This is a genomic window from Planktothrix sp. PLAVEN19ND (assembly GCF_057220675.1).
This window is the reverse complement of record NZ_CM170132.1, coordinates 1,564,450-1,579,837: the sequence shown is the minus strand read 5'-3', so window position 1 is coordinate 1,579,837 and position 15,388 is coordinate 1,564,450. Positions and strand designations below refer to the sequence as shown.

At 39.0% G+C, this 15,388-nt stretch carries 9 protein-coding genes and 1 pseudogene; 5 read left to right on the top strand and 5 right to left on the bottom strand.

All coding sequences use genetic code 11. From position 1 onward, the window contains the following. Window positions 1-63 precede the first annotated feature (63 nt). On the top strand, window positions 64-2,610 hold the full coding sequence (mgtA, locus tag AC2D3N_RS06675) for a magnesium-translocating P-type ATPase (protein WP_484693156.1): 2,547 nt from the start codon (window positions 64-66) through the stop codon (window positions 2,608-2,610). A gap of 186 nt (window positions 2,611-2,796) precedes the next feature. Here the strand turns inward: mgtA and AC2D3N_RS06670 are convergent, their stop codons facing one another. Next, window positions 2,797-4,770, bottom strand: a complete 1,974-nt coding sequence (locus AC2D3N_RS06670; RefSeq protein WP_079679436.1) for a serine/threonine-protein kinase — start codon at window positions 4,768-4,770, stop codon at window positions 2,797-2,799. A gap of 125 nt (window positions 4,771-4,895) precedes the next feature. On the opposite strand from AC2D3N_RS06670, the gene msrP reads away from it, so the two are divergent. Beyond that, a complete protein-coding gene (gene msrP / locus AC2D3N_RS06665; protein WP_079679438.1) occupies window positions 4,896-5,867 on the top strand; it encodes a protein-methionine-sulfoxide reductase catalytic subunit MsrP in 972 nt (323 codons plus the stop codon). Window positions 5,868-5,869: 2 nt separating this feature from the next. On the opposite strand, the gene AC2D3N_RS06660 is transcribed toward msrP, so the two are convergent. The 4 genes from AC2D3N_RS06660 to AC2D3N_RS06645 all read right to left on the bottom strand — a co-directional run bounded on the left by AC2D3N_RS06660 (window position 5,870) and on the right by AC2D3N_RS06645 (window position 10,580). Further along, a complete protein-coding gene (locus AC2D3N_RS06660; protein WP_484693155.1) occupies window positions 5,870-6,652 on the bottom strand; it encodes an ABC transporter permease in 783 nt (260 codons plus the stop codon). Window positions 6,653-6,749: 97 nt separating this feature from the next. Next, on the bottom strand, window positions 6,750-7,880 hold the full coding sequence (locus AC2D3N_RS06655; protein WP_484693154.1) for a histidinol-phosphate transaminase: 1,131 nt from the start codon (window positions 7,878-7,880) through the stop codon (window positions 6,750-6,752). A gap of 320 nt (window positions 7,881-8,200) precedes the next feature. Beyond that, complete coding sequence (locus AC2D3N_RS06650) at window positions 8,201-9,037, bottom strand: Rpn family recombination-promoting nuclease/putative transposase (RefSeq protein ID WP_079679444.1); 837 nt, start codon at window positions 9,035-9,037, stop codon at window positions 8,201-8,203. A gap of 700 nt (window positions 9,038-9,737) precedes the next feature. Then, entirely contained in the window at window positions 9,738-10,580 is an 843-nt protein-coding gene (locus AC2D3N_RS06645) for a Tab2 family RNA-binding protein (RefSeq protein WP_484693153.1), read from the bottom strand. Window positions 10,581-10,782: 202 nt separating this feature from the next. Between AC2D3N_RS06645 and AC2D3N_RS06640 the strand changes: the two are divergent. From AC2D3N_RS06640 to AC2D3N_RS06630, 3 genes and pseudogenes are all read left to right on the top strand, one after another. Beyond that, a pseudogene (locus tag AC2D3N_RS06640) lies at window positions 10,783-12,067 on the top strand (valine--pyruvate transaminase). A 90-nt stretch (window positions 12,068-12,157) separates the two neighbouring features. Beyond that, window positions 12,158-12,625 (top strand): hypothetical protein, encoded by a 468-nt coding sequence (locus AC2D3N_RS06635; RefSeq protein WP_484693152.1) that lies wholly within the window; start codon window positions 12,158-12,160, stop codon window positions 12,623-12,625. Further along, a complete protein-coding gene (locus tag AC2D3N_RS06630) occupies window positions 12,622-15,384 on the top strand; it encodes a ParA family protein (protein ID WP_484693151.1) in 2,763 nt (920 codons plus the stop codon). The genes AC2D3N_RS06635 and AC2D3N_RS06630 overlap by 4 nt, the downstream gene beginning before the upstream one ends. Window positions 15,385-15,388 lie beyond the last annotated feature (4 nt).

Below are 15,388 nucleotides of genomic sequence, written 5' to 3'. Positions count from 1 at the left end.
GATGCTGGAGATCCAGCAATAAAGACTACTTTATTTGTTCTATTAAAAATAACGGAAAAAATAATGAATCCACAGCCCACATTTTGGAACTTATCTACAGATCAAGTTCTTCAGCAGACGCATTCTACAACCGCAGGGTTAAGCGGTCAAGATGCGAAACAACGCCTGAGCCAGTACGGCGCAAACAGCCTCAAAAAAACACAAAAAACCAGCGCATTGATGCTGTTGTTCAATCAGTTCAAGAGTCCGATTATCTTGATTCTGATTTTTGCCGCGATCCTATCAATTTTTGTTCAAGATGCGACAGATGCCATTATCATTTTGATGATCGTCCTCATCAGTGGGCTATTAGGATTTTGGCAAGAGCGAGGCGCCTCGAACGCGGTCGAAAAATTATTGGCATTAGTGCAAGTTAAAGCAACTGTTTTGAGAGATGGTCAATCTCAAGAAATCTCCAATAAGGAAATAGTGCCGGGTGATATTGTCTTGCTTTGTGCAGGTAAAAATATTCCGGGCGACTGTCTTGTTTTAGAGTCGCAAGATTTATCGGTGGATGAAGCTGCACTGACAGGAGAAACTTATCCTGTTGATAAATTCAGTGGTGTATTACCTGCTGAAACTGGACTCAGCCAACGCACTAATGCTCTCTATATGGGAACTAATGTTATTAGTGGAACGGCGAAAGCAATAGTCGTTCATACCGGAAAAGAAACTGAATTTGGCAAAGTATCGGAACGCTTGAAACTCAGACCTCCCGAAACGGAATTTGAACATGGACTCAGCAAGTTTGGCTACTTTCTGATGGAAGTAACGCTAATTTTGGTAGTTCTAATTTTTGTCGCCAACGTCTACCTCCATCGTCCAGTGCTGGAATCTTTTATGTTTTCTTTGGCGCTCGCGGTTGGTTTAACTCCCCAATTGTTACCTGCAATTGTTAGTGTTAACCTGGCTCGTGGGGCCAAGAAAATGGCTCAAAAGCAGGTGATTGTGAAGCGTTTACCCGCGATCGAAAACTTTGGCAGTATGAATGTGTTTTGCACCGATAAGACGGGTACGCTGACGGAAGGAGAGGTAAAAATTCACTCTGGGGTTGATGGGTCGGGTCAAGAAAGCGATCGCGATCACGAATCCTCGACGCAGGCGAATCGCGTTCTCCTTTACGCGTATTTGAATGCCGCATCTGAGTCGGGTTATGTAAATCCGATCGATAAAGCGATTCGTGAATACAAAACTTTCGACATTTCTAGCTATCAAAAGCTGGATGAAGTGCCTTATGATTTTAACCGCAAACGTCTTAGCATTCTGTTTAAAAAAGAGAATACACATCTGATTGTTACTAAAGGCGCACTGAAAAATATTCTCGATGTTTGCTCAAGTGTTGAAACTGCTGACGGTAAAAAGATAGACATTGTAGACCAGCAAAAAAAACTCCACCAAGAGGCGGTGGACTTGGGTAGTAAAGGATTTAGAGTTTTAGGTGTGGCTTATCGTGATTTTAATCAAGATTCCTTCAGCAAAGATGATGAAACCGACATGACATTTCTGGGCTATCTTGCGCTGTTTGATCCCCCCAAAGCTGGCATCGCAGACACCCTTAAAGAGTTGGAACAGTTGGGAGTCACTACCAAGATGATTACCGGAGACAGCCAGGCAGTTGCTATTAGTATTATTCAGCAGATAGGACTACCTGAACCCAAAATTTTGACAGGCTCCGAACTAGATAAGCTCAGTGATGAAGCTTTGCTCCATCGAGTACAATATACTAATGTTTTTGCTGAGGTAGAGCCAAACCAAAAAGAGCGCATTATTATTGCTCTCAAAAAAGCGGGGAATGTAGTTGGATATCTGGGAGATGGCATTAATGATGCCTCTGCGCTTCATGCGGCTGATGTTGGTATCTCAGTTGAGAGTGCTGTTGATGTTGCCAAGGAAGCCGCGGACATTGTGTTGATGGCAAAGGATTTGAATGTTCTTGTCCAAGGCGTAAAGGAAGGACGGGTGACATTTGCTAATACTTTAAAGTATGTCTTTATGGCAACTAGCGCCAATTTTGGCAATATGTTTAGCATGGCGGGAATTTCTTTGTTTTTGCCCTTTTTGCCTCTGCTACCCAGTCAGATTTTGCTGACGAACCTATTAACTGATTTCCCCGAATTGACGATCGCGACTGATCGCGTAGACCGAGAGTTAGTCAGCAAACCCCGTCGGATGGATATTCAGTTTATCCGCAACTTCATGATCGTGTTTGGTTTACTGAGTTCCATATTTGATTACCTGACTTTTGGAGCACTTTTGTTGCTACTGCACGCTCAACCAGAACAGTTTAGAACAGGGTGGTTTTTGGAGTCTGTAATCTCAGCTTCGATGGTTGTGTTAGTCGTTCGTACCAGGCAATCTATTCTCAATAGTAAGCCAGGAAAATACTTATTGATGGCAACGCTGGCAACTATGGGAGTGACAATGATTATTCCCTGGACACCTTTGGGAACCCTGCTCGGATTTCAAGCGTTGCCGTTGAGTTTTATGCTGGTTCTGGTGGCGATCGTGGTGTTCTATATCATCGCTGCTGAGAATGTGAAACGAGTGTTTTACAGCTACGTAAATTTTTAGTATTCAAGACTCAGCCCTAAAAAGGAGCTAATTCATCCGGGACAGATTGCAAATTGGTGCATCTATAGCAATCCTATTTGAGTTGTGTTCAAAATTCCTGATCAAAAGGGAACACCGCAACAGGGATAATACTTCTGACTGTTTCCCACACCATATTTGGGCAGGTTTTCAAAGCTGTTTCCTGTCCTAATGGCTGGGTAACAACTGCCAAACCTTCAGCGTATCATCAAAACTTCCACTCACTAAAGTATGATTTTGAGGGTTGAATGCCACATTTACCCAAGCTCGATGTCCTTTGAAGGTTCCAAATAATTCTCCATTATCTACTTGCCAGAGTTTCACCGTCCCCGCAAAATCCCCACTGGCAAGGGTTTGGCTATCGGGACTAAAGGCAACGGACTGCACCTTATCTCCATGACCCAGAAGAATTTGCGCCGGGGTATTACTAAAATATTGAGACTCTAATTCTTTTAAATCCCATAACTTAATCGAATGATCCCAACTACCCGTAGCCAAAGTTTGACCATCAGGACTGATCGCCACCGACCAAATCGCCTCAGAATGGGCCTTAAATGTCCGCAATAACTGTCCCGTGTGCCAGTTCCAAAGATCCACAATCCCGTTACTTCCGCCACTAACCAAGGTTTGATTATCCTGACTAAAAGCCAGGGACTCTACCTCTGTGCCATACCCTGGTAAGGTTTTTAGGGTTTGTCCGGTGGATATATCCCATAGCCGAATGGTTTGGTCACGCCCGGCACTGGCCACCTGCTTGCCATCGGGACTGATGGCAACGGCATAGACCCATCCTTGATGACCGTAGAGCATTTTTTTCTGACGGCCAGTCCACAAATCCCAAACTAAAATCGTTTTATCACCACTTCCACTCACTAAAGTCCGACCATCACCACTGATAGCCAAGGTTCCCACGGGTTGAGAATGTCCCAACAGCGTGTTAATTAATCCGCCAGTTTCCGCATCGATAATCCGAATTGACCCATCGGTATTCCCATAGACCACAAATTGACCATCGGGACTGACGGCCATCGACCACACTGGGCCAATGTTCTGTACCAATGTCCGCATCGCTGGGCTGGGTTTGGGGAGAATGGGGGTAAAAGTCTCCGGGGGGGAAACCGAAATCTCAGGAATCTGATAAATGGGTTCTACGGGTTCCATGGGCTCAAAGTGCGATTGAGGAATTCGTGAACTCAGGAATAGGGATAACATTGCCAAAGCTGCACCCCCCAAAGCGGTTAACGTCCATGGATGTTGACTAACCCGAGGGAGTTTAATTGGAATCGGCCCGGATTTTAAGTCTCGGATTACCTCGACCGCCGAAGTATAGCGTTGAGCCGGGTCACGTTCAATTAATCGATTCAAAATTCGGGTTAGGCGATGACTAATGGGGGTTTTGAGATAATCCTTCCAGACCCAAGCATTGGTTTTAATATTCCATAAATCAAAGGGGCTCATTTGAGTCAGTAGATGCAAACAAGTCACCCCTAAACTATAGAGATCATTTTTGGGACTAATTTCTCCTTGCAGTTGTTCGGGGGAAACATATTCGGCTGCACCTTGTAGGGGGTTTACTCCAGCAAAATCAACTAAAACCAGTTGTTTTTTGATCGGAGAATTCGGATGGGAAACGGGACGACGAATAATATTTTCCGGTTTAATATCCCCATGAACTCTATTTTTATGGTGAATGGATTCCAGAATCGGTAGAATTGCACTCAATAAATCCCAAATTTGCAATTCTGAAAACACACCCTCTTGTTCTAGTTCTTCGGCTAAATTGCGTCCGGGAATATAATCTTGTACGAGATAACTATAGCTATTTTCTTCAAAGCAGGCTAATAATTCAGGCAGGGCCGGATGCTGACTAATCTGGTCTAGGGTTTGGCTATACAGACGAAATTCTACCCGGGCTTCGGGAGTAGATAGGGGAGAATCAAGAGATTGTTTAATTACACAGCGCGGTTTGGCGGGTTTATCTTCATCAATTGCCAAAAATGTTCGGTTACAATGGTTTTGGCCCAAAACTCGAATCATACTATAGCGATTTTTGAGGCGCAGTTCTGATCCACAACTCTGGCAGGAAATGGCGTGAGTCGGGTTCTGGGGGTTCTGACATTGGGGGTTGATGCAGTAACTCATAACCAGAATTTTTTAGTATATTTTTATATGATAAGTCTTTCTGAAACTTTAGGTTAATTCAGGGAAGGCGATCGCCTATTATCTTATATATTGCCCATTGCCCATTCTCCTATTATTTTTAACCTATGGCTTTAATTCGTATTGTTCCCTCCTGGGAAATTTCGGAACATCAGATTACACCGGAATCTGTTTTTCTCAATCGTCGTCGGTTCATGAAGAGTTTAATTGGGGCAGGATTAACTGCATCGGCTTTATCTTTAGTGGGTTGTCAAGCAACTTCAAAAACACAAAATAATTCAGTACAGGGGATTTCCGATTTCAAAACCAATCCCAATTTTGCCACGGTTAATCGTCCCGTTACGGCGGAAGATTTAGCGACAAAATATAATAATTTTTATGAATATGGCGGAACCAAGTCTATTTGGCAAGCCGCCCAAGCCTTACCGTTAGAAGATTGGAAAGTTGAGGTTTCAGGATTAGTGAAAAATCCGAAAACCTATGATTTAGAGGATCTTCAGAAAAAATTCCCCTTAGAAGAACGAATTTATCGGTTTCGTTGTGTGGAAGCCTGGGCGATGGTTGTGCCTTGGTTGGGGTTTCCGATGCGGGCATTAATGGCGGCGGTTGAACCTAATTCCGAGGCTAAATTTGTCCGGTTTACCTCTTTTTATGATCCTAAAATTACCACCGGGCCAGGATTTTGGGCTAATGGTTATCCTTGGCCTTATACAGAAGGATTACGAATTGAGGAAATGGCAAATGATTTAGCCTTTTTTGCCGTAGGAATGTATGGAAAAACCCTCCCGAAACAAAACGGCGCTCCTTTACGGATGGTACTCCCTTGGAAATATGGATTTAAAGGAGCAAAATCCATTGTTAAAATTGAATTTTTAAATCAAAAACCCGCGACGTTTTGGAATACTTTGGGCCCGGATGAATATGGTTTCGAGGCGAATGTTAATCCCAACAAACCCCATCCCCGTTGGTCACAAGCCACGGAAAGAATTGTTAGCAGTAAGCCTAGTTTTTCTTGGGAAAAACAGCCAACTTTACCCTATAACGGTTATGGTGAATATGTTGCTAGTCTTTATTCTTAATATTAACTTGATGCACTGGTATAAAATTTTAAGGCAAATTGCCAAAATCTAGCCGAAATAAATAATAATCCCAGGGCTAAAAATCCTGATCCCATCACCCAGGATATGTCAGTTTTTCCTAGGATTGATTCTGCTGGAATTGTTGTTAAAAAAGCGACGGGAACAATAAAGGTAAAAAAGAAACGATAAGCCATAGGATAAGCCACCATTGGATATCTTCCGGCTTCTAATAATCCCTGCAATACTTCCGTCACATTATAAATTTTTACAAACCAAATACTGGTCGCTCCCAGGATAAACCAGATACTATATAAACTGATCATTCCAAAGGAAAGAGGTAATAAACTGGCTAAATAATCTCTCCAGGTTAAGCCCAGTTTACTACCTTGATAAGCGACAATTGAACACCCAAAAATTAAATCGGGCATTCCCCAAGGGGAAACCATACGAGTCGATAACCAAAATTGACTACTGAGGGGTTTAAGCAATACAAAATCTAAGGTTCCTTCTTGAACATGAGTCACAATTCTGTTTAAATTGGGAACTAATATTGTTGTGGAAAATCCTTGTAATATTGTAAATATTCCCAAAACAACTAAGACTTCTTCCCAACTCCATCCTTCAAAACTGTAACCCGTTCGATAAAATAAAAATAGGCTAAAAATACTGCCAATTAAACTTCCTAAACTGGTGATGGCAGAAATCAGAAAGTTAATCCGATATTCGAGTTCTGCTGCGATCGCAGTTTCCCAAAATAAGATTAAAATCTTAAAATAGCGTTGCATAATTCATACAAAATTAACAACAAATCCATTGTAGGGGCGGGTTCACCCAAATGTTAAACTTCTATATAAACCCGCCCAAACCTGTTTTTTTACTTTACTATAGAACAGAAAATAATCGTTCAATCGTGCGTTCATTTTCGTCAGGACGACCAATGGTAATTCGCAGTCCTCCTCCAGTATAACGCACTAATGTTCCTTTGGTTTTTAATTGTTGCATAATCTGGTTTAAGGCTTGATCGGAATTTTGTTTGTCAGCGAGTCTAATATAAATAAAATTAGCATCACTTCGCCAAATTTTTAACTGTTTATTTTCAGTTAAAGCATTAATTAAACGAGTCCGTTCTCCTAAAATTTCAGGAATTACAGCGAGTAAATCTTGACGATTATTTAAGGCTAATAAAGCTGCGGTTTGTGTGAAACTGGGAAGATTATAGGGAAGCCGAACTTTTTCTAAAGCGGTGATTAATTCGGGATGGGCGATCGCATATCCAGCGCGTAAGGAAGCTAAACGAAATGCTTTAGAAAATGTTCGTAAAATCACCCAATTGGGATGCTGTTTTAACTCCTCGATAACGCTGGTTTGACTAAATTCAAAATAGGCTTCATCAATTACCACTAAAATCTGTTCCGGTAAACCACGCAGCCAGTTTAATTCATCTTCTGTTAACGCATTGGCTGTGGGGGAATTGGGATGAACTACAAATACAACTCGAATAGGAGGATTTTGTGTTGTTTCAATCGCAGTTTTAGCCGCCTTTAAATCCATCTCAAAGGTGTCTTGATGCCTTTCTATACTAACAACGGTCATCCCTAAAGTTTGAGCAATAATTCCATACATTGAAAAGGTGGGATTAGCCACTAAAATTGAGCCTTCTCCCCCTAAACAAGTCGCAATTAAGATAGATCTAATTAACTCATCCGACCCATTGCCAACGGAAATATTCTCAGGATTGACAAAGGCTTCATAATTAGAAATAATCTCGTTAATATAACTAGCGATCGCAATTTTTAACGGAAAATGACTGCCATCAGGATAACGATTCGTTTCAATTTCATGTTGATACGTCCACGCCAGCTTTTGTTTTAATTCTTCAGGTAAATCATAGGGACATTCATTAGTATCTAAACGATCTAATATTTGAGTCTCGATAGGACTGCCAGAATTGCCTCCCGGGTGAGGAGCATAGGCGTGAAGTTGGTTGAGGTCGTTGCGAAGAAAAGACAGCATGGCGTTGAGGTAATTGTAATTTTTTATTGAGTTTAGACAAGATCTATTATCTCTTAATTTAGACTAAAATAACATCCCAAAAGCAATATAGCAATCCTCAATGATTGGTGATCAAAACCTGTAGGGGTTGGGTCTCCCAATCCAGGCGCAAAGTGGGTTGGGAGACCCAACCCCTACGATAAAATATTACAATCCCTACACGGATTGCTATATTTTTTACCTCCTAATTTTTGTGGAGCTATTTATTATCCTGATTCAATAGAATAAATTTGCATCTTGTTAACCTCCCTTCATTAATCCTTAATGCTGCAAAAGCTAATTTACAAAGATGGAATTTCTTCAACACTTAATCCAGTTGCCTGAACAACTTGCTCTAAACTAAAACCCATTCGTAATAAATTTAAAGCAACTTCTTCCTTTCCTTCCAGTTTTCCTTCCAGTTTTCCTTCCAGTTTTCCTTCCAATTTTCCTTCCAATTTTCCTTCCAATTTTCCTTCCAGTTTCCCCTCCAGTTTCCCCTCCAGTTTCCCTTCTTGTAGAATTTCTTGATAAATGACTGAATTTCGCATAAGATCACTCCTTAAAAGTCTTTTCACTATATCTTTATTTAAAACCAAACCCGCCAAAATTGCCGAAGCAGCAACGAGATTACTTTGAACCTGTTGATCGGTAATTCCCTCAATTACTTCAGCTACTTGACTTAATATCATGGTCGGATCATCGGTCTGACTCAGTACCGCAAAGGGTAACAATCCTGTTACATTTAAAAACCGTTCCGGCGGTTGTTCCCAAAGACGAATCACCTCAAACTGATGAAAGGTATTCTCCAGACGAAAATTATTTTCTTGGACTAAAGGAGAATTAGTTTGACCCAGATAAATCACCACCTGACGCATGACTTTGTTGGGAAAACGACGATAGACCCTTACCCGATAATCTAACATCCGAAAGGGGATTTTAACATCGGGTTCGGTTTGAAATTCTGTGTGCAAAACCAGATCATCCGATTGCAGTAAGATCAGAGAATCAGCCCGAATTGGTTCCAATGATAACTCTTGGGGACTCAACTCAGTTAATGCAACGGGAGAACCCAACAACCAACTCGCCAAATCTTCAGAAAAATTTTCTGCCAGAAACTTGCAAATACTGTCAAACACCCCGGATTATTCCTCCCCAATCATCTGACCTATTCATTTTACAATAAACAATTTATAATATAAACGGAAAAGTGTTTTTTCTAATTAAATTTATCTATAGTAATCCTATTTGAGTTGTGTTCAAAATTCCTGATCAAAAGGGAACAGGGAACGCCGGATCTGGGAACAGGGGTAATAATTCTGACTGTTTCATATCAGTATTGAAATGTTACAACCTATTTGGGATTGCTATAGAAATTATCAAGACTATTTAGTTGAATCTCTCAAAGATCCATCTGAAGCCGCATTAAGTACCTAAACAAAATTAATTACAAATCCTCTAACCTGTTCCCTATCCCAACTAGGTAATTTATTTTGCACAAGCACTTATATCTTTGGGCAATTTTATAAGAAAAAGATCCTGAACCTGAATTATTATTATCTGCCCTTCAAGATGTTGCAATGGCACTAGGACAAGAAAAAATGTCTCCAGAACAACTTCAAGAACATTTATTGCGTTTGAATCAATTTCTCGACTAACCAGGAAGCCAAGCAATTTATTGTTTATCCAGTTGGCTACAATCTTTAGGACTAACTTTAACTGTTATAGTTAATTCCGAACCGAATTCCACACTAGAATCTGTTGCTGAAACTGTAGAATTTAGACTATAGAATTTCAGAAATCGAGTTTATTCAAGAAACCCGATTTCTACTATTGATTTTAGTTTTTTATTTCCCCTTTTAATAGCCAAAATCCACTAAAAGTCATCCCGGAATCATCCGGTTGTACTAATAGAAAATGTAATCCTTTTGCTAACTGTTTTCTGACTTCAAAAGTTTTGGCAGCATCCATAACTTCCTCATCTTCAAAGGTTGCCATCACCCAACGCTCAACTAAACCTGATTCTAAGATCAATCCATTAGGAGAACCAGGAATATAATTGAAAGCAAAGGGTCGAATTTCCTCTAACCATCTAGCTAAAAGCATAGATTTTTTGCCCCCATTAATAATAATTCCAGGAATCGCTACTACCGACGCTAAACCTATATTTATAGGTAAAAAATTATCTGGTATTTGTAGAATTGGAATCGGACGGTCAGCAAAAAAATCTTGTAAATTTCCGGCAGAAATACTAGCAAATTGCCAGTTATCGCCCCATAATTTATCGGGTAATGGTAAAGGTGGCAGTTGATCTAATTTCACGGGATTATATGGTTCTCCCGTATAATATTCTGACTGAGAATATTGTGTTGAACGTTCAGTTAACCATTGTTTTAAGGTCTCGGTATTTCGATCTGGTTCCACAACAATTCCTAATACTTTTCCTGCTTTTTCTAATAAACTTAAAGACTGCGGACGAAACACTTTAATTTTATCGGGTTTTTCAGTAACAATTATTTGCTGCAACTGTTCAATTAACCAAGTTGAATTTGCTTGCGACTGAGGACACATCGCCATAAACTCAACCTTGCGAGTCTGGTCACAGACTAACAACTCCCACAGGGGTTGTCCGCTTGCATCCTTGAGGGGACGAGAATAAAAATCAGCTTGCCAAATTACCATAAACACAAAAAATCCTAATATTCTGGTTGAAAACTGTTCTATATGTTCAATTCTAAGGTTAAGATTGATCAAATGATGATGAACAGATGTCGGATTCCATCGCTCCCGGTTGTGGGTATCGGATTTCTGGTTATGATTCTAGCTCCTACCTACTACCTCCTAATTATAGGGGGATGATGTTAATTAATTGGGTTATAAAACTATGAATCCTGCTTTGACACAATTTGGCGAACGGATGTCTCATTTAACGGGAGTTCGTGCTATTATGAAAGATATTATTGAAACTTTAAGATTAGGAAAAGGCAAGGATTTTATTAACTTAAGTGCAGGAAATCCGGTAATTTTGCCTGAAGTTGAACAATTGTGGCGAGATTGTACCGCACAATTACTATCGAGTCCTGAATATGGGGAAGTTGTTTGTCGGTATGGTTTCTAGTCAGGGATATAAACCTTTTATTGATGTCATTGTTGAGGATTTTAATTCTCGTTATGGGTTAAATTTAACCGACCGAAATGTATTAATTACACCTGGTAGTCAATCAATTTATTTCTATGCTACCAATGCTTTTGGCGGATATACCACCGATGGTAAACTGAAAAAAATTGTTCTTCCTTTGAGTCCTGATTATACCGGATATGGAGGTGTGAGTTTAATTCCTGAAGCCGTTTTTGCTTATCAACCCACCCTAGATATTGATGAAGTCAATCATTATTTTAAATATCGTCCTGATTTTAGTCAATTAATTATTGATGAAACCACCGGATGTGTCATTTTCTCCCGTCCCTGTAACCCCAGTGGAAATGTTTTAACAGAAGAAGAAGTTAAAAAAATTGCCAATTTAGCTGTTGATTTTAACGTTCCCGTATTTATTGATTCTGCCTATGCTCCCCCATTTCCTGCCTTGAATTTTACAGAAATGAAACCCGTTTTTGGTGATAATATTATTCATTGTATTAGTTTATCAAAAGCTGGTTTACCTGGGGAACGATTAGGAATTGCCATAGGAAATGAAAGCACAATTCAAGTATTAGAAGCATTTCAAACTAATATGTGTATTCATTCCCCCCGTTATGGACAGGCAATTGCGGCGCGGGCCATCGGTTCTGGAGCGTTATCAGAAATTGCGACTGAGGTAATTCGTCCCTATTATCAACAGAAATTCACCGTTGTTGAAACCGCATTAAATCAAGCCATGCCTAACAATTTACCTTGGTTTTTACATCGGGGTGAAGGAGCAATTTTTGCCTGGATGTGGTTTAAAGATTTACCGATAACCGACTGGGAATTGTATCAACAGTTAAAAGAAGTGGGTTTGATTGTAGTTCCCGGCAGTTCATTTTTCCCTGGTTTACAAGGAGAATGGAATCATAAAAACCAATGTATTCGGATTAGTTTAACAGCTACGAACGAGGAGATTACAGAAGGAATGAAACGGTTGGCAACGGTGATTGAACAGGTTTATAATCATTCTATTGTTGGTATTTAGATTATTCAATCTCCCCTGTTAATCAGGGGGGATTATCTATATCAATCTCAGTTAATTAATTTCTATAATCTAGGGGGTAATAACAGGTTAATGGCTATAGCATTTACCGATAGAGAAATGCAGAGAGCATGGAGAGAAAATAGGTCAGCTTATGGTTATGAAAATCCTAAAACTAATGCTCATAGGTTACTCTTATTTTACGCTGTTGAATGTGGTTTGAAAGCAATGTATATGAAAAGAACAAAAAAACATCGTAGTGATTATTGCTACGATCAAAGGTTCAAGCAGGCACAGCATGATATAAATAAGCTGTTAGATTTATTAGCTGCTGGTAATTTAAAGTTACCTAAATTTATATTTATATCAGAGATAAAAGATGATAAAAATAGATCTGAGAAAAGACAATTAAATCCAGGTCAAATTAATCAAATGTGGCGTTATGGTGGTAAACTAGAAAAGTGGGGTAATGAAAGCCAACAACAAAATTCAACAGATGAAGATTTAGAAGCAAAGTTGTTAAACATCTGTGAATTTATTGAACAGGAGCTTAACCGATGAAATTTATGAGATTATTGACTTGGTTTGATGTGCAAAGGGTGATTCGTCGAGAAACAAGTTACGGGAGTCAATTACCTAATGGAGTAGTCAGAATTAATTGTTTTTCAGATGCTTTAGAGATTGGTATTATTAATCTTGAATATCAACCTCAAATTAATACTATTTTAAAAGAATGGTTTGGGGATTGGTATCAAGAGGAACAATTTATTATTCAGCTTGATATAGGTGATTCTACATTACCTGTAGAATTTAGTGTAGAAGATAATTTTTATCAAAAAAATATTGTTGTTCGTCCCTTTTGGGAAGAAATTGCTTATCTTGAAAGTGACGCCGAAGTAATAGCAGAAAGATCAAAATCAGTTCATCTTCCCGAACACTATAAAACACCTCCCAGTTTAATTGCATTCTATTCTTTCAAAGGTGGAGTTGGAAGAACTCTACACTTAGCTGCCCATCTTTTTGCCTTGTTAGAAAGAGCTAAAGAAATAGATAAAGCAATTACGATATTAGTCATTGATGCCGATTTAGAAGCTCCGGGTTTAACCTATTGGAATCGTGCCCAAAAACAACAACCTACTCTTTCATTTATTGATTTTTTAGAATCCTATCATTATTCTCCAATTGACCGAGAACAAACCCTTTCATTTTTAGCAAAAGAAATCAAAAAATCCTCTAAATCCGAAGGAAAGTCAACGGTATATTTCTTACCTGCTTGTCTCAATGATCATCAACTTTTAGATACACCCATTCTTCCTGAACAATTAGTCAGAACTTTGGATGGAACTTGGGAATGTGGAAATGCGCTGCATGGTTTAGGTGATGCTGTTGGTGCAGATTATATTTTTATTGATCTCAGAGCAGGTTTGAGTGAAATATCGAGTCCGATTATTTTTGATCCCAGAATTCAGCGTTTTATTATAACAACAATTACAGAACAATCAATAAGCGGTACAAGTTTAGTGCTTGAACAAATTGGTCGCGTAGCACCGCCAGAAAATAGTATAAATGATCAACAATATTATGATCCATCTTTAATCCTTACTATGCTGACGCCCGAACTCAAACAATTACCAGCTTTTGAGGATGCTTTGGTGAGATTTCAGTCTGCTTATATACAATCCGAAGAAGATAATTTGTATTCAACAAGACTACAAATCAAAGAAACTTATTTTGCCCAGGAATTACTTTATATTAATAATTGGGAAGAAGCACGAGCAAAACTCAGCCCTACTTCAGTTATGAAAATGGCTTTTGAGTGGGCTAACGAACAGTTATATGAGCAGGAAAATCAGGACTTAAATGCAGAAATTACTAATCAATCTGATCCCCTATCAGAAGTTCAGAAACTTATGCAAATCTGCGAGAAGTACGAATATGCTGAACAGGGTGAAGGGGAAGATTTATTAGTGACAGCACCCTTAAAAAATTTAGCAACTCAGTTTCAGGATGACTTACCCCGTGTTGTATCAATTGGTGCTAAAGGGGCGGGTAAAACCTTTAATTATATTCAGTTATCTCGCTTTAAATATTGGGAGAATTTTTTACAAAAGATTGATCCTTCCCAACCATTAGGAACTTCAAAAACCTATATTTTCCCTCTGCTAGAATCAAGAAAACTGAGTGATCAGGCAAAAAAGATTATCAATGAAGCTAGAAATGAAGTTCAAATGGTGATTGGTGACGAGCCGAGTTTTAAATCTTCAGATTGTGTAGATAGAATCAAAACAGCAATTTCCCAGAACTCAGGTTGGAGTGAACGAGAATGGACAGAATTTTGGATTCAAGAGATGGCAAGAGTGATCGGGATTGATGTTGATCAAACCAGTTCTCTTAGTCTTTCTACAATCAATAATGAATTGAAAGATAAATCATTAAAAATCATTTTTCTATTTGATGGATTAGAAGATATTTTTTCTGATATTGCCTCTAATTCTCAACAGAAAATCGCGTTAAAATCTTTGATTGAAGATTTACCTAATAAGCTGTCTGAAATTCGACAATCTAATTTAGGCGTGATCATTTTCTTACGACGAGATTTCCTCCGTTATACGATTACTCAAAATTTAGGACAGTTTGAAAATCTTTACCGTTCTTATGATTTATATTGGAATCAAGATTCTTTTCTAAAGTTAGTTTTTTGGCTTTGCGCTCAATCTAAAATAATTGGTGCAGAGCGAATTAATATAGAAAGTTTTAGCCAACAAGAGTTGATAGAAAAACTACAAGATTTATGGGGTAAAAGGTTGGGTTCTGATCACTCTAAAGAAGCCTATTCCTATTCTTGGATATTTGCTGCTTTAACTGATTTTAATGGCAGATTGCAAGCTAGAGATATTGTCAGATTTTTGTATAATGCGGCAAAAATTACAGTGGAACAATCCAACAATATTCAATTTGAAAAATGGTCTACTAGCAGACTTTTACCGCCCCAATCAATCCGTAAAGCTTTAAAACCTTGTAGTGAAAAGAAAGTAGATGAAGCAAAAGAAGAATATCCAGAGTTTAAAGAATGGGTTGAGACACTAGGACAATATGAAGCACGGATTATTCCTTTTTCTGTAGAACAGTTTCGTATGGAACCAAAAACCGTTAGAATATTAGAGGACATGGGAGTGATTTATGAAGATAAAGAAAAAGAAGATATAGCTCGTTTTTATATGCCAGAAATATTTCGAGAAGGGTTGGGTTTTTCCGGCACAGGAGCGCGTCCCCGTGTGTTAGCATTAAAGAGAAAAGTATTAGGACGAGGTATTATATAAAGAT